21 protein-coding genes are annotated in these 23939 nt (G+C 62.4%); 9 read left to right on the forward strand and 12 right to left on the reverse strand.

Going from position 1 to position 23939, the window contains the following annotated elements; translation table 11 throughout:
- The first annotated feature begins 304 nt into the window (after window positions 1-304).
- Window positions 305-1969 carry a Na/Pi cotransporter family protein gene (locus tag JNE37_RS01955; RefSeq protein WP_203065138.1) on the forward strand — a complete coding sequence of 555 codons (1665 nt, stop codon included), beginning with the start codon at window positions 305-307 and terminating at the stop codon, window positions 1967-1969.
- 68 nt (window positions 1970-2037) lie between these two features.
- Window positions 2038-2946, forward strand: coding sequence for a mannitol dehydrogenase family protein (locus JNE37_RS01960; protein ID WP_203065139.1), 909 nt, complete (start codon window positions 2038-2040; stop codon window positions 2944-2946).
- Between the two features lie 3 nt (window positions 2947-2949).
- Here the strand turns inward: JNE37_RS01960 and uxaC are convergent, their stop codons facing one another.
- Together uxaC and JNE37_RS01970 are read right to left on the reverse strand one after the other, a co-directional pair.
- Window positions 2950-4350 (reverse strand): glucuronate isomerase, encoded by a 1401-nt coding sequence (gene uxaC, locus JNE37_RS01965; protein ID WP_203065140.1) that lies wholly within the window; start codon window positions 4348-4350, stop codon window positions 2950-2952.
- 59 nt (window positions 4351-4409) lie between these two features.
- Window positions 4410-5807 (reverse strand): L-serine ammonia-lyase, encoded by a 1398-nt coding sequence (locus JNE37_RS01970; RefSeq protein ID WP_203065141.1) that lies wholly within the window; start codon window positions 5805-5807, stop codon window positions 4410-4412.
- A 140-nt stretch (window positions 5808-5947) separates the two neighbouring features.
- On the opposite strand from JNE37_RS01970, the gene uxuA reads away from it, so the two are divergent.
- Entirely contained in the window at window positions 5948-7132 is a 1185-nt protein-coding gene (uxuA, locus tag JNE37_RS01975; protein WP_203065142.1) for a mannonate dehydratase, read from the forward strand.
- A 4-nt stretch (window positions 7133-7136) separates the two neighbouring features.
- On the opposite strand, the gene JNE37_RS01980 is transcribed toward uxuA, so the two are convergent.
- From JNE37_RS01980 to JNE37_RS02000, 5 genes are all read right to left on the reverse strand, one after another.
- Window positions 7137-7823 (reverse strand): GntR family transcriptional regulator, encoded by a 687-nt coding sequence (locus JNE37_RS01980; RefSeq protein WP_035032769.1) that lies wholly within the window; start codon window positions 7821-7823, stop codon window positions 7137-7139.
- Window positions 7824-7835: 12 nt separating this feature from the next.
- Window positions 7836-9134, reverse strand: coding sequence for a Gfo/Idh/MocA family protein (locus JNE37_RS01985; protein WP_203065143.1), 1299 nt, complete (start codon window positions 9132-9134; stop codon window positions 7836-7838).
- A gap of 160 nt (window positions 9135-9294) precedes the next feature.
- Window positions 9295-10320 carry an L-threonine 3-dehydrogenase gene (gene tdh / locus JNE37_RS01990; RefSeq protein ID WP_182397988.1) on the reverse strand — a complete coding sequence of 342 codons (1026 nt, stop codon included), beginning with the start codon at window positions 10318-10320 and terminating at the stop codon, window positions 9295-9297.
- 11 nt (window positions 10321-10331) lie between these two features.
- Window positions 10332-11528, reverse strand: coding sequence for a glycine C-acetyltransferase (locus JNE37_RS01995; protein WP_203065144.1), 1197 nt, complete (start codon window positions 11526-11528; stop codon window positions 10332-10334).
- Between the two features lie 67 nt (window positions 11529-11595).
- Window positions 11596-12165 (reverse strand): helix-turn-helix domain-containing protein, encoded by a 570-nt coding sequence (locus JNE37_RS02000; protein ID WP_035089652.1) that lies wholly within the window; start codon window positions 12163-12165, stop codon window positions 11596-11598.
- Window positions 12166-12309: 144 nt separating this feature from the next.
- Here JNE37_RS02000 and JNE37_RS02005 point away from each other — a divergent pair, with 144 nt between their 5' ends.
- The 5 genes from JNE37_RS02005 to JNE37_RS22850 all read left to right on the forward strand — a co-directional run bounded on the left by JNE37_RS02005 (window position 12310) and on the right by JNE37_RS22850 (window position 16921).
- Window positions 12310-12837, forward strand: coding sequence for a YqhA family protein (locus tag JNE37_RS02005; protein ID WP_203065145.1), 528 nt, complete (start codon window positions 12310-12312; stop codon window positions 12835-12837).
- 229 nt (window positions 12838-13066) lie between these two features.
- The gene (ahpC, locus tag JNE37_RS02010; RefSeq protein WP_035032757.1) at window positions 13067-13630 is read left to right on the forward strand and encodes an alkyl hydroperoxide reductase subunit C; all 564 of its coding nucleotides are present in this window, start codon (window positions 13067-13069) and stop codon (window positions 13628-13630) included.
- A gap of 323 nt (window positions 13631-13953) precedes the next feature.
- Window positions 13954-15528 (forward strand): alkyl hydroperoxide reductase subunit F, encoded by a 1575-nt coding sequence (ahpF, locus tag JNE37_RS02015; RefSeq protein WP_203065146.1) that lies wholly within the window; start codon window positions 13954-13956, stop codon window positions 15526-15528.
- Between the two features lie 14 nt (window positions 15529-15542).
- Window positions 15543-16463, forward strand: coding sequence for a LysR substrate-binding domain-containing protein (locus JNE37_RS02020; RefSeq protein WP_203065147.1), 921 nt, complete (start codon window positions 15543-15545; stop codon window positions 16461-16463).
- Between the two features lie 242 nt (window positions 16464-16705).
- Complete coding sequence (locus JNE37_RS22850) at window positions 16706-16921, forward strand: PilZ domain-containing protein (protein ID WP_425511507.1); 216 nt, start codon at window positions 16706-16708, stop codon at window positions 16919-16921.
- Window positions 16922-16941: 20 nt separating this feature from the next.
- Here JNE37_RS22850 and JNE37_RS02030 read toward each other — a convergent pair whose 3' ends face one another.
- The 5 genes from JNE37_RS02030 to JNE37_RS02050 all read right to left on the reverse strand — a co-directional run bounded on the left by JNE37_RS02030 (window position 16942) and on the right by JNE37_RS02050 (window position 22858).
- The gene (locus JNE37_RS02030; RefSeq protein WP_203065149.1) at window positions 16942-17607 is read right to left on the reverse strand and encodes a GntR family transcriptional regulator; all 666 of its coding nucleotides are present in this window, start codon (window positions 17605-17607) and stop codon (window positions 16942-16944) included.
- Window positions 17608-17669: 62 nt separating this feature from the next.
- Window positions 17670-18809 carry a mandelate racemase/muconate lactonizing enzyme family protein gene (locus tag JNE37_RS02035; RefSeq protein ID WP_203065150.1) on the reverse strand — a complete coding sequence of 380 codons (1140 nt, stop codon included), beginning with the start codon at window positions 18807-18809 and terminating at the stop codon, window positions 17670-17672.
- 43 nt (window positions 18810-18852) lie between these two features.
- Window positions 18853-19920: an ABC transporter ATP-binding protein gene (locus JNE37_RS02040; protein ID WP_203065151.1), complete on the reverse strand. Its 1068-nt coding sequence runs from the start codon at window positions 19918-19920 to the stop codon at window positions 18853-18855.
- 4 nt (window positions 19921-19924) lie between these two features.
- The gene (locus JNE37_RS02045) at window positions 19925-21682 is read right to left on the reverse strand and encodes an ABC transporter permease (RefSeq protein ID WP_081899512.1); all 1758 of its coding nucleotides are present in this window, start codon (window positions 21680-21682) and stop codon (window positions 19925-19927) included.
- A 21-nt stretch (window positions 21683-21703) separates the two neighbouring features.
- Complete coding sequence (locus tag JNE37_RS02050) at window positions 21704-22858, reverse strand: ABC transporter substrate-binding protein (RefSeq protein ID WP_203065152.1); 1155 nt, start codon at window positions 22856-22858, stop codon at window positions 21704-21706.
- 220 nt (window positions 22859-23078) lie between these two features.
- Between JNE37_RS02050 and JNE37_RS02055 the strand changes: the two genes are divergently transcribed.
- A complete protein-coding gene (locus JNE37_RS02055) occupies window positions 23079-23840 on the forward strand; it encodes an SDR family oxidoreductase (protein WP_203065153.1) in 762 nt (253 codons plus the stop codon).
- The last annotated feature ends 99 nt before the right edge of the window (window positions 23841-23939 follow it).

Below are 23939 nucleotides of genomic sequence, written 5' to 3' on the forward strand. Positions count from 1 at the left end.
GTGGACACGGGGTGGGTGGGTCAGGTGTTGAGGCCATCGCGGCCGTCGCGAGGAATAGGCGGGCCTGATTGCACTTTTATGACACTATCGTAGGTTATGGACTTGTTTTGAGCGAGCATTCGAAGCGCTGATACGCGCGGCGCCTTGCGTGCCGAACGTTCATATGAAAATCATGCTCATAAGTGCCGCGTCGGTTTCGCGAGAGGAGGACGGTCTCGCAACCGAATGACGGCACAGGGGTTTGGACTTCCAGGCTTACGCGCGCATTGTTAGCGTGATCAACCCGACTCACGGAGGGAAAGGCATGTATCTCACTGTCGTGCACCTGGTGGCGGCCATCGTGCTGCTGATCTGGGCGGTGCGCATGGTGCGAACAGCGGTTGAGCGCTCCTACTCAACGCAGTTGAGGCGCGTCCTCAACTTTGCCAGCTCCAGCAAGCTGGCGGCCGCAGTCTCGGGCGCCACGATGGCGATTGCGCTGCAAAGCTCGACGGCGGCGGCGCTCCTGGCCATCGGCTTTGCCGGCAGCGGACTGATGACTTCGGCCACGGGAATTGCCGTGCAACTGGGCGCGGCGCTCGGATCGGCGCTCGTCGCCAGCATCCTGTCGATGGACCTTTCCTGGCTGACGCCTCTCCTCGTCATCCTGGGCGGCCTGTTGTTCTTCAAGGGCAATGCCCGGCAGACCAAGCAATTGGGCCGGCTGGTGATGGGCCTCGCCTTCACGCTGATCTCGCTGCAGATGATGTCGGAGGCTACGGCGGCCTGGCGCGATAGTCCGGTGCTCGAAATGGGCGTCACCTATCTCAGGAACGACCTCATTACCGCGTTCCTGCTGGCGGCTCTGCTCGGCTGGGCGATCCACTCCTCGGTCGCGGCGGTGCTGCTCATAGCCTCGTTCTCGACGCATGGGCTCATCCCGGTCGAGATGGCGGCGGCGCTGGTGCTCGGGGTCAATACGGGCGGGGCCTTCATCACGGTGCTCCTCACCCGTGCCATGGACGTCCGTGCGCGCCGTATTGCCTTGGGAAACATGCTGTTTCAGGTGGTCGTGGCGGTGGCGCTGCTGCTCGTGCTGCAGTTCATTCGCCCACCGCTCAACTGGGTTACGGCCCTACCCGGCTCGGATGTGATCGCCTTCCACGTGGCCTTCAACCTGCTGCGCGTGGCGGTCTGCCTGCCGTTCACCGGACAGATGGCGCGGCTCACCGAGCGCCTGCTCAAGCCCGCGCCGAACGAGACCATGGACGTTGCGCGGCTGCGCCAGCCGGCGCTGATCCGGGAGGCCAAGGCCAATCCCGATATCGCGCTGGCCAGTGCCACGCGCGAATTGCTGCGAATGAGCGAGCTGGTGGAGGTGATGCTCCAGCCGGTGATGAACATCTACCAGACGGGCGACAAGGTCGCGATCAAGCAGATCAAGGAGCTGGAGGCGGAGGTCAACAAGGCCAACAGCGACATCAAGCTCTATCTGGCAAGCCTGGATTGGGACGGGATGGACGAAGGCCAGAAGCGCCGCGGACAGGAACTGACAAGCTTTGCCATCAATATGGAGCAGGCCGGCGATATCGTGGCCAAGCAGCTCCTGAAGCTGGCCGAGCAGAAGTGCGAGCGGAATATCAAGTTCTCCGACCAGGGCTGGAAGGAACTGACGGACCTGCATGCGCGCGTGCTCGACAACCTGCAGCTCTCGCTCAACGTGCTGGTTTCCGAAGATCGCGATTCGGCGCGGCAACTCATCGAGGAGAAGGACGAGATCGGCGCGTTCGAGCGCGAGAGTATCGCCCGGCACCTCACCCGCCTGCGTTCAGGCACGGCGGCAAGCCGGGAGAGCTCGGACCTGCACCTCGAGACCGTGCACGCACTCAAGCGCATCAACTCGGCACTCTCGGGAATTGCCTATTCGATCCTGAGCGAAAGCGGGGACCTGCTGGACAGCCGCCTCAGCAAGGCCGCAGGAGCGCCTTAATCGCGCCCGATCCGTTGGGGATAAGCCGATGAGGGCGGTCACGGCCGCGTGAGGGAAAACTATTCTATATGGCTACCAAGCTGTCGGCGGCGACGCTTGCTCCAATATCTCTGACCGCATCGGTCCCCCACTACAATCGCACGCGTCTCAAGGCCGGGATCGTGCATATCGGGGTCGGCAAGTTTCATCGAGCACACCAGGCCGTCTATATGGACGACCTGTTCAACCTGGGCGAAGCCCATGACTGGGCCATTATCGGCGCGGGCGTCCGCGCAGCCGACGGGCATACCCGCTTGGCGCTGGAGCCACAGGACTGGATGTCCACGGTGGTGAGCGAAGACGGCCACCGCTCCATCGCCCGCGTGCTGGCGCCGATGATCGAATTCATCGAACCGAGCGCCACCGACATGTTGCTCGACAGGCTGGAAGATCCTGCCGTGCGCATCGTCTCGATGACCGTTACCGAGGCCGGATACTACATAGATAGCGCGACGGGGCACTTCAAAGCCGACCATCCCGACATGGTTGCGGATGCCGAAGACATCAACGCGCCCAAGACGGCGATCGGCGTCGTGGTGTCGGGGCTGAAGCGTCGCTGGGATGCAGGTTCGGGGCCGTTCACGGTGCTGAGTTGCGACGACATGCCGGAGAATGGGCGCGTTGCCGAGAGCGCGGTGCTCGACCTGGCCGCGATGGTCGATCCCGAACTGGCGGGCTGGATTCGCTCGCACGTGACGTTCCCGGGCTCGATCGCCGAGCGCGTCATCAAGCCGGCGGACGACACGCTGCGGGAGATGCTGGACCGGACATTCGGGATCGAGGACGCGGCGCCGGTATTCTGCACGGAGCCGCGACGCTGGATCATCGAAGATGATTTCGCGGCCGGTCGACCGCCGCTCGAAAAGGTGGGCGTCGCGTTCGTCTCCGACATCCGGGAGCATCAGCCGACCCCGCCAGTGGCAGAATCGGCTGCCTGACAATCAGATACGATAGGCCTTCTTCGCCAGCCTGTAGGCGAGGTCGACCGCCACTTCGTGGGCTTCTTCCAGTTCAAGCTGGTGGGTGGCGACAAGGCCGGCGAGGTAGGAGCAATCCACACGCCGCGCCACATCGTGTCGCGCAGGTATCGAGAGATAGGCGCGCGTGTCGTCGTTGAAGCCGACGGTGTTGTAGAAGCCGGCTGTCTCCGTGACCATCTGGCGGTAGCGCAGCATGCCCTCCGGGCTATCGTAAAACCACCAGGCGGGGCCGAGCCGCAGTGCGGGATAGTGCCCGGCAAGCGGAGCCAGTTCGCGCGAATAGGTGGTTTCGTCGAGCGTGAAAAGAATGATCGTGAGGTCGGAGCGGTTGCCGACTTCATCGAGCAGCGGCTTCAGCGCGCGAACGTAGTCGGTGCGCGCCGGGATATCGGCGCCCTTGTCGGCGCCATAGGCGGCGAAGACATCGCGATTGTGATTGCGGAAGGCGCCGGGATGGATCTGCATCACCAGGCCATCCTCGATGCTCATCCGCGCCATTTCGGTGAGCATCTGTGCGCGGAAAAGCTCGGCATCCTCGGGCGACGGATTACCCTTGGTGACGCGCTCGAAGAGAGCGGCGGCGTCGGTACGCGAGAGATTGGCGGTGCGAGCGCTCGGGTGGCCGTGATCCGACGAGGTTGCCCCGCGGGCCTTGAAGTAGGCGCGGCGGGCGCGGTGGGCATCGAGGTAGCCGGCCCACGTAAGCGGCATGCCGGTGAGGGCGACGAATTCAGCCACGCGCTGGGCGAAGCCTTCGCGTTCAGGATCGATGACGAAGTCGGGACGGTAGGCGGGCAGGACGCGGCCATGCCAGCCGGAGGTGAGGACCTGGTCGTGGTAGCGCAGGTCGTCGGTTGCGGCGTCGGTGGTGGAGATGGCTTCGATGCGGAAGGCATCATAGAGCGCGCGTGGGCGCAGCTCGGGCTTCTGCAGAGCGTCAGCGATCTGATCGTAGATACGGTCGGCGTTGAGCGGGGTCAGGCGCTCGGTGATGCCGAATACGCTTTCGAGCGAGTGCTCGAACCAGAGGCGGGACGGCGTGGCGCGGAAGAGATACCAATTTTCGGCGAAGAGGCGCCAGATGGCGCGATCGTCGGTCTTTTTGGGCTCGCCGTGGCGATCCGGGATGCCCATGGCCTCCAGTGGCACGCCCTGCGAATAGAGCATTCTGAACACGTAGTGGTCGGGCTTGATGAAAAGCGCGACCGGATCAGGGAAGGCGGCATCCTCGGCATACCAGCGCGGCTCGGTGTGGCCGTGCGGCGAGACGATCGGCAGGTCCTTGACGGAGCCATAGAGTTCACGGGCCAGGCCGCGCAGGGTCGGGTCGGCCGGAAACAGCCGGTCTGGATGAAGTGGCAAAGCAGTAACCCTCGGTTTCCCGTCGATTACAACTACCATACCAGACGGTCAATGCTTGTTCAGCACTCCACCACGTTGACCGCCAGGCCACCAAGGCTGGTTTCCTTGTAGCGCTCGTTCATGTCGTGGCCGGTCTGGCGCATGGTTTCGACGCATGCGTCGAGCGCCACGCTGTGGATGCCATCGCCCTTCATCGCCAGGGACGCGGCTGTTACCGCTTTCACCGCGCCGAAGGCGTTGCGCTCGATGCAGGGAATCTGCACGAGGCCGCCGACGGGATCGCAGGTCATGCCGAGATGGTGCTCGAGGGCAATTTCGGCGGCATTTTCCACCTGCTCGGGCGTACCGCCCATGACGGCGCAAAGACCGGCAGCGGCCATTGCGGAGGCGGAACCGACCTCGCCCTGGCACCCAACTTCAGCGCCGGAAATGGAGGCGTTGTGCTTGATGATGCCCCCCACCGCCGCGGCGGTCAGCAGGAAGGTGCGGATGCCGTCATCGTTCGCGCCGGTCGAGAAATCGCGATAATAGCGCAGCACCGAGGGGATGACGCCGGCTGCACCGTTGGTCGGCGCGGTGACGACCTTGCCGCCGCCAGCATTTTCCTCGTTCACCGCCATGGCGTAGAGGGCCAGCCAATCATTGGCCGAGAGCGGGTTGGTGATGTTGCGCGTGCGTTCTGCATCAAGCTGGGCGCGGATGGCCTTGGCGCGGCGACGAACCTTGAGGCCGCCGGGCAACTGGCCATCCTGGTTCATGCCACGATCGATGCAGTTGGACATGGCCTTCCAGATCCCGTCGAGCCCGGTATTGAGCTCGCGCTCGCCGCGGACGACGGTCTCGTTGCGGCGCTTCATCTCGGCGATGGAGAGGCCGGACTCGCGCGCCATCTTCAGCATCTGCGCAGCGGTTTCAAAGGGGAACGGAACGTCCGTCGCCTGGCGGGGCGGCTCGGTCTTGAGGGCAGCAAGTTCGCTTTCCTCGAGGACGAAGCCACCGCCGATCGAGTAGTAGCCGCGCTTGAGAAGCAGGCCGCCGTCGGCGTCATAGGCAAAGAACTGCAGGCCGTTGGGGTGGCCGGGCATGGCCTTTTGCTTGTCGTAGACGAGATCGACGGCCGGGCGGAAACGATAGGCGTGATGCCCGGGGGGCTGCACCTTACCGCTCTCCTCGACGCCGGCGATGATCGCGTCGATTTCATCGGGATCGATGCTGGCGGGGGGGTAGCCGCAAAGGCCGAGGATGACCGCGCGGCCCGTGCCGTGGCCGATTCCGGTAAAGGCCAGCGAACCGTGGAGGGTGACGGCGAGAGAGGCCACATCTGCGGTAGCAGGGCGAGGCCACTTGCCGTGCGCGAGTTCGTCGAGAAAGCGATTGGCCGCAACCATCGGCCCCATCGTGTGTGAGCTGGACGGCCCGATGCCGATCTTGAACACGTCGAATACAGAAAGGAACATTCCCACTCCCACGGCCGTTCCGAGATAATCACGACCGCATTCCAGTATATCGGAATTTGTGCGCGATCCAAGAGGCCACCAGCGATTGGCAAATCTGCCATACCTGATATCCCTTTAAGGGTGAGCGAGGAGGATTGGCCATGCGGGAAGGTTGGCGGTGGTTCGGACCGGATGCGGGTGTGGGCCTGGACGATGTGCGTCAGGCAGGGGCGACCGACATCGTTTCGGCATTGCACCACGTGCCGATCGGCGACGTGTGGACCGAGGCCGAAGTCGCCAAGCGGAAGAACCTTATCGAGGATACGCCAGCCGGTCGCACGCCCCTGCGGTGGTCCGTGGTCGAATCCATCCCCATTCCGGATCGGGTCAAGCGCGAGGGCAAGGCTGCCAAGGACGATATCGACGCCTGGATTGCCAGTATGGAGGCAGTCGCGCGCTGCGATATCTCGACCATCTGCTACAATTTCATGCCGGTGGTGGACTGGACGCGCACGCAGATCAACTACGAGACGGCGACGGGCTCGACCGCCATGCGGTTCGATCACCGCGCGTTTGCAGCTTTCGAGCTCTTCGTGCTCCAGCGCGAGGGCGTAGAGAACGACTATTCGGATGCGGACAAGCGGGAAGCGGCGGCGAAGCGAGAGGAACTGGGCGATGACGGGTTGGCAGAGGTCGCCCGTATCGTCACCAGCGCCCTGCCCGGCTCGACGTCGGATGCGCTGAGCCTGCCCGCTTTCCGGGAGCGGCTGAAGGCTTATGCGGGGATTGATGCGGCGCGACTACGCCAGCATCTCATCGAGTTTCTGGAGGCAGTCACACCGGCGGCAGAGAGCCTGGGCGTCAAGCTGACGTTGCATCCCGATGACCCGCCGCGACCATTGCTCGGCCTGCCGCGAGTGGCTTCGACGGAGGCAGATTATGCGGCGCTGTTCGAGGCGGTGCCGTCGATGGCCAACGGCATGTGCTTTTGTACCGGCAGCCTGGGCGTGCGGCCTGACAACAACCTGGTGGCGATCCTCAAGCGGTTCGGGCCTCGCATCCACTTCGCGCATTTGCGCGCGACCAAGCGCGAAGAAGACAACCGCAGCTTTCATGAGGCCGCACATCTCGATGGCGACGTAGACATGATCGAGGTGATCAGGGCGCTGGTTTCCGAGGACCGGATGCGGGCGCCCGCGAACAGCATCGTGTTCAGACCCGACCACGGGCAGCGGATGTTGACCGACCTTACGCGTACAAGCGCGCCGGGCTACCCGGCGGTCGGGCGTCTGCGCGGGCTGGCAGAATTACGAGGCGTTATCCGGACGATCGAACGGCTGACCTGAGCAGCTATTCGAAGTAATCCGGGAAATCGGCCTTGGCCTGGTGCAGCAGGATTTCGGCCTTGCCTAGGTGCTGGCGGAGCGCGGTTTCGGCCGCTGCCCCATCACCTGCCAGTACCGCGGTAGTTATGCTGCGGTGCTCACCAATGGTCCGTGGCGGGTCGGAACGCGGCAGCGTCAGATAGCGCACGCGATCGAGCTGGATCTTGTGGTCGTCGATGAGCTGCCACGCATATTCAACGCCCGCAGTCTTGGCCAAGGCACGGTGGAAGGATTCGTCGAGCGTATGGAAGCGGCCGATATCGCCGTTGCCGGCCGCTTCGGATTGCTGGGCCAGCAGGCCTTCGAGCATCGGGGCAGTTGCGGCATTTGTCGCAGCGGCCGCGCGGCGGATGATTTCGACTTCAATGGCCTCGCGGATGAAGCGCGACTGGCCGACGCCTTCCTCGGAAATGCGCTTGACCATGGTGGCACGCTTCGGGCGGATCAGAAGCAGACCCTGCTGACCGAGCCGGATGAAGGCTTCGCGCACCGGCTGGCGCGAGACGCCATAATGCTCGGCGACCTCGGCCTCGGAAATCGTATCTCCGGGCTTGAGATCCAGGCGCACTATCGCATCGCGCAATTGCATCATCATGCGCGTCGCAATGGTGTCCATCACATCGCCCCCAGCGATTTCGCCGTGTTCGTTCATTCGCGCTCCAAATCACCCTCGGGGGAGACTGATATCATACTCGGCCAGCAAAGCATCGACATCCACGACTTCGCGCGTGGCGATGGAGCGGTTGGCGGCGATGCCGGTGAGGATCGACCAGGCGCCCTGCACCTGGTTGGAGCTGCGCCCGTAACGATCGGGCTCCATATTCTCCTTGTCGAAGATGTAGCCGAGCATGACCGGGTCCGCGCCGCCGTGATCGCCCGATCCCTCCCAGACGGGAATGGATTGCGGCAAGCCTCCGGCCAGATGCAGCTCGGTGGTCATGCCATCCTGATGGGCGTGATCGCGCTTGCCACCGAAAACGCCGTGCACTTCGACATGGCGATGAGTCAGTTCGCCCTTGGTGCCATGGAACTTCACCTCGAGACCTTCCCACGGGCTATAGGCGACGAGGGTGTAGTTAAGGCTGGTCTTGTTCGCGTACTCCACCTGCACCTGCATGGTGTCTTCGATGGTGATGTCGTCGGCGAAGACGCACTTATCGCGTAGATAGCCGTCGTCGCCTTCGGCTTCGAGATAGAGGGCGTTGAGCGCAGCGTCGGCTTCGAGATCGAGCCGGAAATCGCATTTGTCGGCCACCGGGCAGCCGTGGCAGCGCGGCCCGCGACCATCAAGGCCCAGCGTCCTGGCCATTTCGGGGGTATAGAACGCGCGCCGTCCATTTGCCGTTATGCGCTTGGGGGTCGAGGCGATCCACCAGTTGAGCAGGTCGAAATGGTGGGTGGATTTGTGGACCAGCAGGCCGCCGGAGCGATCCTTGTAGCGGTGCCAGCGGCGGAAATAATCGGCGCCGTGGACGCGGTCGAGATACCAGCGAAAGTCGACCGCGGTGATCTCCCCGATAGCGCCCGACAGGAGGATGTCCTTGAGCTGCGTGCGAGCGGGCGTGTAGCGATAGTTGAAGCTCACGGTCACCGACTTGCCGCTCTCGCGCTGGGCGTCGAGGATCGATTTGAGGCGGGTGAGGTCGGTGGTCATCGGCTTTTCGGTGATGACGTCGCAACCGGCCCTGAGCGCAGCAACGATGTATTCGTTATGCGTGAAGTCGGGCGTCGTGACGATCACCGTGTCCGGCCGCTGCTCGGCGATCATGCGGTCGAAATCGCTGGCCTCGTAGGTGGGAACGTCACGGCTCGCATTGTCCTTTACCCATTCGGCCGAAAGCGCCAGTCGGTGGGCATTCACGTCGGCCAGGGCCGCGATGGTGTGGCGGTTGCCGTAGTTACGGGCAATCGCGTTGCGGAACATCTGATGGCGCGCACCAGTGCCGACGATGGCGTATTTCATTGGATAGGCTTCTCTTGCTGCAAAGAAGGCTGGCGCGAGAAACTACCATACCAGTTGGCATTGACAAGAGGATTGGCGCGTCAAACGCCTCGTCAAAAACAAGCCTCCCCGATCGATGATCGGGGAGGCGAATTTACCGGGGTAGAAGAGCGCGAACGCCCTAGACCCATTCGAGAACGATCTTCCCGGAACCACCAGCGGCGGCTTTTTCGAAGGCGACCTTGTAATCGTCGACGTTGAAGCGATCGGTGATCACGCCGCTGACATCGAGACCGCTTTCGAGCATGGCCAGCATCTTGTGCCAGGTCTCGAACATTTCGCGCCCGTAGATGCCTTTGAGCGTGATCATGCGCAGCACGACCTTGCTGAGGTCGAAGAGGAACGGCTTGGCAGGCAGGCCGAGCAAGGCGACCTTGCCGCCCATCACAAGGTGGTCGAGCATCTGATCGAGCGCCTGCGGCGAGCCGCTCATTTCGAGGCCAACGTCGAAGCCCTCGCGCATGCCGAGGCGCGCCATGACGTCTTCCAGCTTTTCCTGGGCGACATTGACCGGCACGACGTCGGTCGTACGCGCAGCCAGCTCGAGGCGCTTCGCGTCCACGTCGGTGATAACCACGTGGCGCGCGCCGACATGACGTGCAATGGCGGCGCCCATGATGCCGATGGGGCCCGCGCCGGTGATGAGCACGTCCTCGCCGACGAGATCGAAGGCGAGTGCGGTGTGTACGGCATTGCCGAGCGGATCGAGAATGGCGCCCAACTCGTCGGAGATCGTGTCGGGCAGCGGCACGATGTTGAAGGCAGGAATGCGCACGAATTCGGCGAAAGCGCCCGGCAGATTGACGCCGATACCCTTGGTTTCGGGATCCAGGTGGAAGCGGCCACCGCGGCTGGCGCGGCTCTTCATGCCGATGACGTGGCCCTCGCCCGAGACGCGCTGGCCGATCGATAGGTTACGCACGTTGGCGCCGAGCGCGACGATTTCGCCGCAATATTCATGCCCCACAGTCATGGGTACGGGAATGGTGCGCTGCGCCCACTCGTCCCATTTGTAAATGTGGATGTCGGTGCCGCAGATGCCGGTCTTATGCACCTTCACGAGCACGTCGTCCGGCCCGATATCGGGCACAGGAACATCCTCGAGCCAGATGCCCGGCTCGGACTTGGCTTTGACGAGAGCCTTCATGATCGAAACCTCTAGATGATGGAAAGGGCCTTGCCGGCATCAATGAAGGCATCGATGGCAAAGCCGATATCTGCGTCGGTGAGAGCCGCCGACATCTGCGTACGGATACGGGCCTTGCCCTTGGGCACGACCGGGAAGGAGAAGCCCGCGACCATCACGCCGCGCTTGCCCAGTTCCTGCGCCATCGCCGTCGCGCGGTTGGCGTCGTTGAGCATCACCGGAATGATCGGCGTTTCGCCGGGCAGCAATTCGAAGCCGGCATCGGCCATGGCCGAACGGAAGCGGCGAGCATGCGAGGTCAGGCGCGCACGGCGATCGTCGGCGGCCTCGGCGATTTCGAGGGCCTTGATCGAGCCGGCTACGATCGAGGGCGCGAGCGCATTGGAGAAGAGGTAAGGGCGTGCGCGCTGGCGCAGGATATCGATGATCGGCTGGCTGGCGGCAATGAAGCCGCCCATAGCGCCGCCAAGCGTCTTCCCAAGCGTGCCCGAGATGATGTCGACGCGATTGCCGACGCCCGTGAGTGCAGGAGTGCCCCTGCCCTTTTCGCCCAGATGGCCGGTGGCGTGGCAATCATCGATCATGACCAACGCGCCGTACTTTTCGGCGAGAGCGCAGATTTCCGGCAGCCTGGCGACGTAGCCATCCATCGAGAAAACGCCATCGGTGACGATCAGCTTGAAGCGCGCGCCAGCAGCGTCGGCCGCCTTGAGCTGAGCCTCGAGGTCGTTCATGTCGCTATTGGCGTAGCGGAAACGTTGGGCCTTGGAGAGGCGGACGCCATCAATGATCGAGGCGTGGTTGAGCGAGTCCGAGATGACTGCATCTTCCGCGGTCAGCAGCGTTTCGAAGACGCCGCCGTTGGCATCGAAGCACGAACCGAAAAGAATGGAGTCGTCCTTGCCCAGATAGGAGGCAATGCGCTGCTCGAGATCGCGGTGGAGTTCGCTCGTGCCGCAGATGAAGCGCACCGAGGCCATGCCGAAGCCATGGGTTTCGAGAGCGGCGGCGGCAGCAGCAACAATAGCGGGTTCGTCCGCGAGTCCGAGATAGTTGTTTGCGCACAGATTGACGACGCGGCCTTCCACGCCATCGAGCCGGATTTCACCACCCTGCGGGCTCACCAATTCGCGCTCACGCTTGGTGAAGCCATCAGCCTCGATTTCGGCCAGGACGGTCTTGAGGTGGTTTGTGAAACCGGAATCCATATCTCGCTCCTCCGCTAAAACGGATAATTCCATTATACCGGAATCTTGTCAACGAGCGAGCGGAATTCTACTCGTAAAGAACCACCATGAGCGCCCGCGCCGCCTGCGTGCCGGTATTGGTGATCTGATGCACGACATCGGCACGGTAGCGCGCGGTCTCGCCGCTGCTCAGTTCCTGGGTACCCTGCTCCGTCTCCACGACAAGGCCTTCGCTCCAGGCGGTGAGATGCTCGAAGGTGCCGGGCGCGTGTGGAGCGCTTTCGAGCTTGCCCCTGGGCGTGATCTCGACCTCGTACCATTCCATGCGACCGGCCAGCGCCGGTGGGCTCAGAATGCGCAGTTTCCAGGCGCCTTCCGGGCTCTTGATTTCGGGCGTGTGCGCCACGGAAACCAGCTCGATGGGGTTGGCCTGGCGATGAGCAACGCCGCCGGCGATCAAGTCAGTGAAGTCGATCTTGAGGGCCTGCGTAAGGCTCCAGAGCACGGCGAAGGTGGGGTTGGCCTCGCTCCGCTCGATCTGGGAGAGCATCGACTTGGACACGCCCGAGCGCGAAGCCAGTTGCTCAAGCGTCAAGTGCCGCGCCTTGCGCTCGCGCTGGATTACGGGACCGATCTGCGGGGTATCGTTGATGCTCATGCCTCAAACAAACAGCGCCACAGCCTTCCGGTCAATCGTCCAGTATGCTGGAAATTGTCGAAAGTCGGTGCCCGCGCGCTGCGACGATCTGGCGGCGCGGCTTTTTTCGCGCCTATGTTAGCTAGGATCGCCTGGAGGGCTTACATGAACGCCGACAATCACAAGACGTCACCCGCTGGCGAGCCTCGCCGAGTCGATCCCTTTCTCAACGCTGGTGGCTGGTTCATCCGCGGGGTGATGATTATTCCCGTCGTCGCGACGTTCCTGACCGCGTTGGCGCTGCTGGTTTACGGGGCGATCGAGACTTGGCATTTCGTCGACGCACTCTTCATTTCCGACCATCACCCGTCGCGTGACGAGGCCCTGCTCCTTGCAATCGAGATCGTCGACCTCTTCCTCCTGGCGACGGTCGTGCAGGTGGTATCGCTCGGCATCTACCAGCTCTATTTCAACCAGGACCTGCGCCTGCCGGCATGGCTCAAGATCAACAATCTCGACGATCTCAAGTCCAAGCTGGTCGGTGTCACGATCACGGTGCTGGCCGTTTATTTCCTCGGCCAGGCTGTCGTGTGGACCGCGAGTGGCAGTCCCGACATTCTCTATCTCGGCGGCGCGGTTGCACTGGTTATCGTCGCGCTCACGTACTTCCTGAGCAAGATCGACGACCATTGAAGTCCATCACCGCCATGTGCCTTTGCAAGCGTGCGGCACCCCGCCGCACCTAGCATACATGCGCGCTATCACATTGGTATTGCAGTGAATTTAGCTTGCCGGGAGCAGCGATAGATTCCATCTATCGAAAATCAGGGAACAATCAATTTTGCATATCTCGATGTAGTCGCTATCTCGCGGGGTGCGGGGCCTCCCACCCGTGCGAACACACTTGAGAGACACATCTGACATGGCATTGATCAACACCGCGATCCGTCCCTTTAAGGCCCAGGCTTTCCGCCAGGGCAAGTTCATCGAGGTGACCGAGGCCGACGCGCTCGGCAAGTGGTCGGTGTTCTTCTTCTACCCGGCCGACTTCACGTTCGTCTGCCCGACCGAACTCGGCGACGTGGCCGACAATTACGACATCCTGCAGGCTCTGGGCGTGGAAGTGTTCTCGGTCTCGACCGACACCCACTTCACTCACAAGGCCTGGCACGACTCGTCCGACACCATCGGCAAGATCCGCTACACCATGATCGGCGACCCAACCGGCACGCTGACGCGCAATTTCGACGCCATGCGCGAAGCCGAGGGCCTGGCCGACCGCGCCACCTTCATCGTCGACCCGGATGGCATCATCCAGGCCATGGAAATCACCGCCGAGGGCATCGGCCGCGACGCCAGCGACCTGCTGCGCAAGATCAAGGCCGCCCAGTATGTCCGCTCGCATCCGGGTGAGGTCTGCCCGGCCAAGTGGCAGGAAGGCGAAGAAACCCTCGCCCCCTCGCTCGATCTCGTCGGCAAGATCTAACGCGGCGTTCCCAACCCGGCGCCATCCCCACCACCGTACTTCCCCGGGCGAAGACCCGGTGCCCACGGATTTCTCCACTCCTGGGGGACGGTGCAATAGGCCCCGGCCTCCGCCGGGGAGTTCCGTGGGGGTGGGAACTACGGTGGCGGGTATTCGTGGAGTGGCGAACACGGTGGTGTGCCAAGCAGGGCACGCCCAAAAGTGAGCATCGCGGCTGACGCAACGCTCCTTCCGCTCAGCGCTTGACGCCTGAGCCCCAATCCAGGCCTCCCGTCTTTCGAGCCGGAAGGCGTCTTGTCTTTGGCTCTATCAACGGTATTTCCATGCTGGACGCAAATCTCAAGGCTCAGCTTAAGGCCTATCTCGAGCGGGTGACCCGCCCCGTCGTCATCACCGCCTATTCGGGCGACGTGCCCAAGGCGCGCGAGATGGATGAATTGCTGGCCGAGATTGCGGCGCTGTCGGACAAGATCACAGTCGTCGCCGGCGACCCCGCCGGCCATCGCGTGCCCTCCTTCGCGCTGAGTTCGCCCGGCCAGGACATCAACCTCACCTTCGCGGGCCTGCCCATGGGCCACGAATTCACCTCGCTGGTGCTGGCGCTGCTCCAGGTCGGCGGCCATCCGCCCAAGGCCGAGCAGGCGCTGCTCGACCAGATCAAGGCGCTCGATGGCGAGATGCGCTTCGAGACCTATTTCTCGCTCTCCTGCCAGAACTGCCCGGACGTGGTGCAGGCGCTCAACCTCATGGCCGCCATCAATCCCAAGGTCAGCCACGTCGCCATCGACGGCGCGCTGTTCCAGGCGGAAGTGTCCTCGCGCCAGGTCATGTCGGTGCCCACCATCTTCCTCAACGGCCAGCCGTTCGCCGCCGGGCGCATGGGCGCCGAGGAGATCGTCGCCAAGCTCGATACCGGCGCCGCCGATCGCGCCGTCGAGAAGATCAATGCCCAGGAAACCTTTGACGTGCTGGTGGTCGGCGGTGGCCCGGCCGGCGCTGCCGCTGCCGTCTATGCGGCGCGCAAGGGCATCCGCACGGGCGTCGTGGCCGACCGTTTCGGCGGCCAGGTGCTCGACACCATGGCTATCGAGAACTTCATCTCGGTGCCGCATACCGAAGGCCCCAAGCTGGGCGCTGCGCTCGAAGCCCATGTCCGCGACTATGACGTCGAGATCATGAACCTGCAGCGCGCCCAAAAGCTCGAGCCGGTCGCGGATGGCTACAAGGTCACGCTCGAAAGCGGCGCGAGCCTTACCGGCCGCTCCATCGTCCTCGCCACCGGCGCGCGCTGGCGCAAGATGGGTGTGCCGGGCGAAGAGCAATATCTCAACAAGGGCGTGGCCTTCTGCCCGCATTGCGATGGTCCGCTGTTCAAGGGCAAGCGCGTGGCGGTCATCGGCGGCGGCAATTCCGGCGTCGAGGCGGCCATCGACCTGGCCGGGCTGGTGGCGCACGTCACCCTCATCGAGTTCGACAAGCAATTGCGCGCCGACGACGTCTTGCAGCGCAAGCTGCGCTCGCTCGCCAATGTCACCATCCTCACCTCCGCCAGGACCACCGAGGTGATCGGCGACGGCAGCAAGGTCATCGGCCTCCATTACGAGAACCGCCCCGATGGCCAGCAGCAATCGCTGGCGGTGGACGGCATCTTCGTGCAGATCGGGCTCCTGCCCAATACCGAATGGCTCAAGGACATTCTCGACATCTCCCCGCGCGGCGAGATCGTTGTCAGCGCCAGCGGCGAAACCTCGCTGCCGGGCGTCTTCGCGGCCGGCGACTGCACGACCACGCCCTATAAGCAGATCATCATCGCTGCCGGCGAAGGCGCCAAGGCCGCCCTCTCCGCCTTCGATCACCTGATCCGCACCAGCGCGCCGGCGGCCGAGGCGGCCGCCTGAGGCAGAGGGCCGGCATGAACATTCGCGATCTCGAATATCTCGTCGCCCTGGCGGACCAGCGGAATTTCCGCCGGGCGGCCGAGATCTGCAATGTCAGCCAGCCGACGCTTTCCACCCAATTGCGCAAGCTCGAGGACGAACTGGGCGTCGCGCTGGTCGAGCGCATTCCGCGCAACGTGACCCTCACCGCCGCAGGCGCCGATGTGGTTGCCCGCGCGCGCCGCATCCTCGCCGAACTCGCCGAGCTCAAGCAATCCGCATCGGCCCGGCGCGGCGGGCAGAACCGCCTGCGGCTGGGCGTTTTCCCCACGCTCAGCCCCTATCTCCTGCCGCACATCATCCCACCGATCCGCGAGCGCTTTCCCGGGATGGAATTGCTGCTCACCGAGGAAAAGAGCAGCGTGCTGCGCCAGCAGCTCGCCTCCGGCCAGCTCGACGCCGCCATTCTCGCCGATCCGTCCGAGGACGCGCAGCAGGACAGCCAGCACCTCTTCGATGAGCCGTTCCTCCTCGCCGTGCCCAGCGGCCACCGGCTGTCGCGCCAGGATTTCGTCGAGCCCGGCGACCTGCGCGACGAAAGGTTGATGCTCCTCGAAGAGGGCCATTGCCTGCGCGACCAGGCGCTCGAAGCCTCCCGGCAGGTGGGTGCGCGCGAGGAAACCACCTTTCGCGCCACCAGCCTCGAAACGCTGCGGCAGATGGTGGCGGCCGGCGTCGGCATGACCTTCCTGCCGGCCCTTGCGTGCCTCCCCGCCGCGCTCGATTTCCGCGGCTACAGCGTCCTGCCCTTCCACCGAGCCAGCTTCCAGCGCAGCGTCGCCATTCACTGGCGACGAACCTCACCGATGGTCGATGCTATTGCGGAATGCGGACAGATTATCGCTGCAGAGATACCGTCGTTGCTTGGGCGCGGCAGACAAGCGCGATTCGCGTGACCGTTCATCGTTGCGCGTAGGCGTCCGCGAGCATGCGGGCGATCCCCGCGAGCTCGGCACGAAGCCCAGGTGGAGACGCGATAGGTGCGGACGCCGCCCTCAGATTGTGCCGCCAGATACCAGGCGCCCTTGAGGACGATACCAGTCTGCTCAATTTTCCTGGTCAGTTTAACAAACTGGTTGGCGGCGCGACCTATATTCGGCCCATGCAAGTAGAGCGCCGCTCCAAACCTCGCGAGAAAATGAAATTACCCGCCACGGTCGTTTTGGACGACGGGCGGGTACGAATACATGCGACGCTGGAGGACCTGTCGGCGGAGGGACTGCGTGTTCAAGTTCCTCACCAAACGGAAATCAGCGATGGCGGATATGTCCTATTTGCACGCCGGATGGAGCCATTCCGCGTAGTTTGGCAGACCGCCGATCGCGCCGGTCTCATTCTCACTAAGCCGGATTAGACCAGCCAGCAGCTATTTCGCTACGCCCGACCGAGGCCGACATAGCGCGCCAGCATGTCTTCGAGCGAGCGGACCGCATGGATGCGGGCAGCGGACTCGGCGGCGGCTACATCACGGTCGGCGATTGCATCAATGATGGCCCAGTGCTCGATGTGGATTTGCTCGAGGCGCTTGGGCGAGTAGCCGTATTTCTGGCGAATGGTGCGAATGAGGTTCTGATGCCTGCGCCGAATATCCACTGCTTCGGTGTTGCCCGAGATCGTGCCGAGGAGAGTGTGGAATTCGCCGTTGTAATCGGCTCGCGCTACAGCGTCGTCGGCCGCTGCAGCTGCTTCCATCTTGCGTTGAATACCGCGGAGTTGCTCCACTTGTGGGGGCGTTGCGATAGCGGCGCAGCGGTTGGCCAGAATTCCATCAATAGCCTCGCCGATCTCGTAGATGTGGCGGATCATCTGCTCATCGATGAGACGGACTGTTGCGCCCCGATTGGGAGAGATCACCACGAGCCCCTCCCCCTGCAACTGCTGTAACGCCTCGCGAATGGGGTTCGAACTAATGCCAAACTGCTCGCAAAGATCATTGATCTTCAGTCGCGTACCGGGAAGATAGGTACCGCCGACGATGCGATCGCGGATAGCGTCGCGGACGCGCGCGTAGCTGGTGCCGGCGATGAAGGCGTCGTCCATGGCTAAACCTGTTTGGTCCGCTTGACTCAATGCCTTTTCCTATCCTCTTGCGGTATCGTCGCCTAGCCGATGCGGTAAGGCGCAAGTGCCTTGTCATTGGGATCGAGCCCGGCGCCCGGCACGTCAGGCACCGTAACCGTGCCGTTTGCATTTACCCGAGGTGCGTGGAGATAGATATCGACCGCCATGGCGTTGACCTCGGGCGGATAAAATTCCAGCAAACGTGCATTCGGGATGGCCGCGAGCAGGTGCAGATGCGCCTGTTGGTCGCCATGCGGCGCAATGTCGAGGCCATTGGCCTGCGCCATTGCCGCAACTTTCATGAATTCGGTGACGCCGCCCATATAGCGCACGTCCGGATTGAGGATTGCTATCGCCTTGGTTTCAATGAGATCGCGGAAACCGTGCTTGGTGTACTCGTTCTCGCCGGTAGCCAGGGGAATGGTCGTCTGGGCAGCGATCTTGGCGAACCCGTCGTAGTCGTCGGGCTGAACGGCTTCCTCAAACCAGAACGGCTCGTACTCCTCCGCGCGCTTGGCGAACTGAATTGCCTCGTAGGCCCTGTAGGCGCAATTGGCATCCAGCAGCAAGGCGATATCGGACCCGATGACTTCGCGCACGGCCTTGATCCGAGCGATGTCATCCTTGATTGGAACCGCGCCGACCTTCATTTTGACCGCCTTGGCGCCCAAGGCGACATAGGAGGCCATTTCGTCCTGCAGTTCCTTGTGGCCCTTGCCCGTCGAATAGTAGCCGCCGGCGATATAGATCGGGATTTCCTTGCGATAGCCGCCCAGCAGTTTGTAGAGCGGAAGGCCGGCGAGCTTGGCCTTGATGTCCCACAGGGCGATATCAATCGAAGAGAGGGCGCGCGTTTCGTAGCCGCGACGGCCCGACATCTTGGGGCTCCACAGCGACGACCAGATTGCCTCCGTCATCGTCGGGTCTTTGCCGACAAGCGTGGACAGGAACTGGGCGCGAAACTCTTTCTCGCCTGGACGTGGCCGCCCTACCCCGTAGCCCGTAATTCCGGCATCGGTTTCTATTTTTACCACCGTCATGTCGGAGGTTTCATAGGTATGGAGGCCGTTGGTAATGGCACGCTCGCGCTTCCATTCGTAGTCGGCGGTTGAAACCTGGGTGATCTTTATGCCGGCAGCCGATGCGTTGAGCCGAGTATCGATGGCGGTTGAAGCGGTCATTGGATGGCCCCGAAAAGCAAAAAGAGTGAAAGACGCTGCTGCGTCATAGTTCGACCTGAAGGCAGGAATCGGCGGGCAGAAAAATGCTCTTCTCTCCGCTCTGGGAGGGTGCGGTCGAGGACAGCATCCGAACTTTGCCCAGCGGAGTGCTGCCAGTGACCTCGTAAATGCCACCCAGGTAGAGAACGGTCTCAGGCTGGAATGGAACCAGCGTACCCGGCCGCTCCTTGTCAGAGGTCTCGGCAAACCGGATAGCCTGCGGGCGAATAGCGATGCCGGCAGCGGCTCCGGGCGTCCCTCCTCCAGCCGCCATAAGGACCGACGTTCCGTTGGCGACTATCGCCCGGCCATCCGGAGCGATGGTCCCCGTCAGCACATTGGCGCTGCCAACGAACTCGGCAGCATAGGCGGTGCGCGGCTGCTCGTAGATGGACGTGGCAGAACCCTGCTGCTCGATCCGGCCCTTGCTCAGAAGCACGACATGGTCGCTCAGGGACAGCGCCTCGGCCTGATCGTGGGTCACGAGAATTATGGTGAGCCCAAAGCTCTCATGGACGCTTTTGAGCCAGGTGCGAGCGCGCTCGCGCAATTGGGCGTCGAGATTGGAAAGCGGTTCATCGAGAAGCAGAAGACGCGGCTGGTAGACGAGCGAGCGGGCAATCGCGACACGCTGCTGCTGGCCGCCCGAGAGCTGGTAGGGATAGCGGTCAGCCAAGGTCCCCAGTTCCAGTCGCTCCAGCATCTCCCTTGCGCGCTTGTCACGTTCGAGGGAACTGAGACCGCGGATGCGCAGCGGGAAGCCGACGTTCTGCAGAACGGTCATATGCGGCCAGAGCGCGTAGGACTGAAAAACAAAGCCGACGTTGCGCTTCTCGGTGGGCAGGTCGACCGCATCGTTGGCCGAATAGATCAGTTCATCGCCGAAGCTGATCTGCCCTTCAGTTGGACGATCGAGACCACCGATAATATTAAGCAGCGTGGTCTTGCCGCAGCCGGAGGGTCCGAGCAGCGACGTAAACGAGCCTTCCGCCACGTCGAGATCAATGTCGTCGAGCACCCTCACGCTGCCGTAGGACTTGCTTATGCCCCGAAGTTGGACGGCATTGGTCACGATCTTAGTCCCTTGCATAAATGAAGATGGCGATCGGCAAAGTGAGCACCAACGTGACGACCGACAGCGCGGCGGTGGGACCGAGATTACCCATCATGTCGAGCTGCAGCATGGTCGTGCCGACAACGGCGGTGTCGGGTCCAAAAAGGAAGGATGCCGCCGCGTATTCCTTGAAGAACGATACGAAGTACAGCAGGAAGCAGCCGACCATCGCCGGCTTGAGAAGCGGCAGCATTACCGCGAAAATCGCACGCCATTCGCTTCCGCCGGACACGCGAACGGCGCGCTCCATATCCCGATCGATCTGCAATACCGATGGTCCGAGCATGGCAAAGCCGGTGGGGTAGTAGCGAATGGTGAAGGCGATCATGAGTATCACCAGCGTACCGTTTAGGTAGGCGCCGCCCGGTACGATCACTGCCGCGTAAAATATGCCGATACCAACCACGATGCCCGGAATAGCGCGTGGGATGAATGCGGAGGTTTCGACGAGACGGCGCAGCGCCGGCGGCGATCGATAGGCAACAACACCCCCAAAGAACGTCAGGAAGGTCGCCGCGAGCCCCCCGACCACCGACACGATGATCGTGTTGATGATTGAGCGGACATAAGCCTCGTAGCCGAAAATCAACTTGAAGTTGTCGAGCGTCAGCACGCTCGTGATCGGTATCAAGGGCGAGATGAACGAGGTGAACGACCTCAGGATCAGAAAGAGGCTGGGTATCAGCGTCGTGACGACGATATAGAGCAGGATGAGCCCTGAGATTGCCCAGCCGGCACGACCAACGGGAACAAGCCCGCGACGCAAGCTCTTCCCGCCCACCGTGGTGTAACGCCTGAGGTCGCCCAAGGCGTATTTCTGTCCGACGACAAACACCTGGATGATCAGCAGCATGACGACCGCCGCGGCGGCGACGAGGCCGTAGTCCGCGCGCACGGCGATGCCGTTGTCATAAAGGTAGGTAGAGAGCACCTGCACCCGTGCCGGACCGCCGATGATCAGCGGCACTGCGAGTTGATCGATATTGAGCACGAAGTTCAGCATCACGCAGTAGAGCAGCGACGGCCTGATCAACGGCACGACGATGGAGAACGTGGCCCGCAGAGGGCTCGCTCCTGCAGCGCGCGCCGCATCCTCGAGAGTCGAAGGTATGTTCGACATAGCGGCTGCAAAAAGCAGGTAGCTGACAGGGGCCGATGATACCCCGGAAAGTACGGCCATGCCGCCGAGCGAATTGAGATTGGGCAGCCCCAGGCCGATCACCGAGCGAAGCAACAGATCCGCGTAGCCGCTTGGCCCGTAGAGCATCGACCACGACAGCGCCAGGATCAGGGCCGACACGAAAATCGGCGCCAAAAACAATATCTTCAACGTCTTGCGTCCGGGCAGATCGAGGCGCTCGAGCAGAAGTGCCGCCGTGAAGCCGACAACGGTCGAAACCACCGTGCCGATAATGGAGAACCACAGCGTATTGACGGTGGCACTCTGGAAGCTCGGATCGGAGAAGAGTCGTCGGAAATTGTCGAATGTCACCGCACCGCCGGCCTCGTAGAGCGAGCGATCGATGAAGGCCTGATAGATCAGCGGCAACATCGGCGAGATCAGCAGGACGAGCAGAAGCAGGGCAAAGGCCCAGCGGATCGCCAGAGGCAAAGCCGCCTGGGCTTGCCGCAGCGCCCTTGACGATGGAAGGCCAGCGGGCAGATGCACACCCGCTGGTTCAGAGGAAAACGGAGCGGTTTGATCCGTCGACTTCAACATGGACTATGCCGCCCCGTATTCTTAGGGTTGGACGTGAAGAGCGGCGTTGACCTTATCGATCAAGTCCTGCGACGGGATCATCGTTTTTGGATCGAAGCTCGTCGGCGCAAGGCTGGCGTCGCCAACCTCTGCCGCTATCTTCTTGTAGGTATATCCCGTCGGCCCATCCGGTAGCTCGACGTCATCGCGGTAGGACATCAGGCCGCCCGACGAAAGCGCCGTCTGACCAGCCTTAGACAGCACAAAATCGATAAAGAGCCTGGAGGAATTGGGGTTCTTTGCTGTCTTGGCCATTGCAATGTGCCGCATCAGCATGACGGTCCCATCGCTCGGGAAAGCGTAGCCTAGAATCTGCGCGCGCGCAGGGTCCGCAAGCAGTGGGAACACCTGAATGCCCGAAAGCATGAACCCGATGAGCACTTCGCCCGTCGTCAGCTTTTCCATGATCTGGCCCGCCGAGCGATAGACGTCGACGTCCTGACCGAGGATTTCGTATTGCTTCAGCGCTTTTTCTTCACCCACGTGCTGAAAATACGTGTTGGTGAGGTTCTGGGCGGCCGCGTTCGACATGGGCACGCCGGTAGCGATCTTGTGCGCGAAGCGCTGCGGATCCTTGGCAACGAGATCGACGATGTCCTGAATGGACTTGGGCCACTCATTCTCTGCAAGCAGCGCCTTGTTGTAGACGATGAAATAGGGATCCACCGAGATCGTATAAACGCCCGTGGCCGGCTTGGAATACGCCGGTAGCTTGCCGTCTTCCGCGGACTTGTACTCCGCGTTCACGCCGTCTTTCTTGATGAAATCAAGCCAAGCTGCCGACGAGTGCGAAACGACCACATCGGTCGCGTTGTTGCCGGCGGCGGTCTCGGCGTAATAGCGCTCGAAAACCTCGATCGACCCCAGATCGAGCGTCTGCACCTTGATCCATGGGTACTCGGCGTTGAAGGCTTCGATCAGCGGCCGCCAGTTCATCTCGCCCATGTTCGAATAGACGAGAACACCGCTCTCCTGCTTCGAAGCCTCGACCACCGATGAGTAGTCAGCGGGGTAATAGTCAGGCGCTGCTGCTAATGCCACCCCAGCGAAACCCGTGGACACCATCAACCCTGCCGTGAATGCAGCCAGCGTCTTCAAGGCCGTACGGCGCGACGGGTTAGCCAATCCCTTGTACATTCTCTCCTCCAGATTTGTACATTATGTATAATCTGGAGACGAGAGACCATTTCTGACTGGGCATGTCAACGGATAAGGAGCGCGCTTCGGTAGAAGCTGCGATACGGCTGCGCGGAAATGAACGTCGTCAGCCCAAATCACGGTGCGACACGGCAAAATCGGGTCGCTCGCCGAAGAAGGGCCGCATAGATCGACATGACCAACAGCAAGGAGCTTGGTCATGGAACTCGAAAACAAGAATATCATCATCACGGGAGCCAGCAGCGGCATCGGAGCAGCGGCGGCGCGCCTGTTCGCCCAGGAAGGGGCCAACGTCGTCCTCGGCGCACGTCGGCAGCGCGAACTCACGGCCCTCGCCGACGAAATCAACCAGGGGAATGGTGGACGCGCTGTTCTGCTCAGCGGCGATGTTTGCGACCCATCCTATGCCTGGTCTCTGGTCGAGCTGGCCGAGGAAGAGTTTGGCGGGCTTGATGGCGCGTTCAACAATGCGGGAAGTGTTGGCGAAATGACGCCAATCGCCAGCATGACGATCGAAAACTGGAACTCGGTCGTGGCCGTCAACCTCACCTCCGGCTTCCATGCCGCTCAGGCGCAGATTCCCGCACTGCGCAAGCGCGGCGGTGGTTCGATTGTATTTACGTCGTCGTTCGTCGGCTTCAGCAACGGCGGTCTGCCCGGCATGAGCGCCTATGCGGCAACCAAGGCCGGGTTGAACGGTTTCGTTCAGTCTCTTGCAGCGGAGCATGCGCCCGAAGGCATTCGCATCAACTCGCTTCTGCCCGGTGGAACGATCACGCCTGCGGGGGGCGAAGGAAGCAGCGAAGTTCTTGCGTTCATTTCGGGGTTGCACCCGCTGAAGCGAATGGCCGAACCGAAAGAAATCGCCCAGGCGGCGCTGTTCATGCTTTCCGACCGAGCCGGCTTTATGACCGGCGCACCCATGGTGGTCGACGGAGGCATGTCCGTTCGACTCCTCTGAGCAGGTCAACCAGCAAAGTCCTCTTCCGGGTATCGGCCCGGAAGCTGGCGCAATGGCTGAGTTGGCCGTCGATCAAAGCGCCGTTCTCCCGGGTGCCTG

Source organism: Paradevosia shaoguanensis (genome assembly GCF_016801025.1).
In the GTDB taxonomy this organism is placed as follows: Bacteria; Pseudomonadota; Alphaproteobacteria; order Rhizobiales; family Devosiaceae; genus Paradevosia; species Paradevosia shaoguanensis.

Coding starts and splice junctions, on each gene's coding strand:
- JNE37_RS22850 (WP_425511507.1), top strand. CDS start 16,706: ATGAAATTACCCGCCACGGTCGTTTTGGACGACGGGCGGGTACGAATA.
- ahpF (WP_203065146.1), top strand. CDS start 13,954: ATGCTGGACGCAAATCTCAAGGCTCAGCTTAAGGCCTATCTCGAGCGG.
- JNE37_RS02020 (WP_203065147.1), top strand. CDS start 15,543: ATGAACATTCGCGATCTCGAATATCTCGTCGCCCTGGCGGACCAGCGG.
- JNE37_RS01995 (WP_203065144.1), bottom strand. CDS start 11,528: ATGGATTCCGGTTTCACAAACCACCTCAAGACCGTCCTGGCCGAAATC.
- JNE37_RS02035 (WP_203065150.1), bottom strand. CDS start 18,809: ATGACCGCTTCAACCGCCATCGATACTCGGCTCAACGCATCGGCTGCC.
- JNE37_RS01980 (WP_035032769.1), bottom strand. CDS start 7,823: ATGAACGAACACGGCGAAATCGCTGGGGGCGATGTGATGGACACCATT.
- uxuA (WP_203065142.1), top strand. CDS start 5,948: ATGCGGGAAGGTTGGCGGTGGTTCGGACCGGATGCGGGTGTGGGCCTG.
- JNE37_RS02055 (WP_203065153.1), top strand. CDS start 23,079: ATGGAACTCGAAAACAAGAATATCATCATCACGGGAGCCAGCAGCGGC.
- JNE37_RS01970 (WP_203065141.1), bottom strand. CDS start 5,807: ATGTTCCTTTCTGTATTCGACGTGTTCAAGATCGGCATCGGGCCGTCC.
- JNE37_RS02030 (WP_203065149.1), bottom strand. CDS start 17,607: ATGGACGACGCCTTCATCGCCGGCACCAGCTACGCGCGCGTCCGCGAC.
- JNE37_RS01955 (WP_203065138.1), top strand. CDS start 305: ATGTATCTCACTGTCGTGCACCTGGTGGCGGCCATCGTGCTGCTGATC.
- tdh (WP_182397988.1), bottom strand. CDS start 10,320: ATGAAGGCTCTCGTCAAAGCCAAGTCCGAGCCGGGCATCTGGCTCGAG.
- ahpC (WP_035032757.1), top strand. CDS start 13,067: ATGGCATTGATCAACACCGCGATCCGTCCCTTTAAGGCCCAGGCTTTC.
- JNE37_RS02005 (WP_203065145.1), top strand. CDS start 12,310: ATGAACGCCGACAATCACAAGACGTCACCCGCTGGCGAGCCTCGCCGA.
- JNE37_RS02045 (WP_081899512.1), bottom strand. CDS start 21,682: ATGTTGAAGTCGACGGATCAAACCGCTCCGTTTTCCTCTGAACCAGCG.
- JNE37_RS01985 (WP_203065143.1), bottom strand. CDS start 9,134: ATGAAATACGCCATCGTCGGCACTGGTGCGCGCCATCAGATGTTCCGC.
- JNE37_RS02050 (WP_203065152.1), bottom strand. CDS start 22,858: ATGTACAAGGGATTGGCTAACCCGTCGCGCCGTACGGCCTTGAAGACG.
- JNE37_RS02000 (WP_035089652.1), bottom strand. CDS start 12,165: ATGAGCATCAACGATACCCCGCAGATCGGTCCCGTAATCCAGCGCGAG.
- JNE37_RS01960 (WP_203065139.1), top strand. CDS start 2,038: ATGGCTACCAAGCTGTCGGCGGCGACGCTTGCTCCAATATCTCTGACC.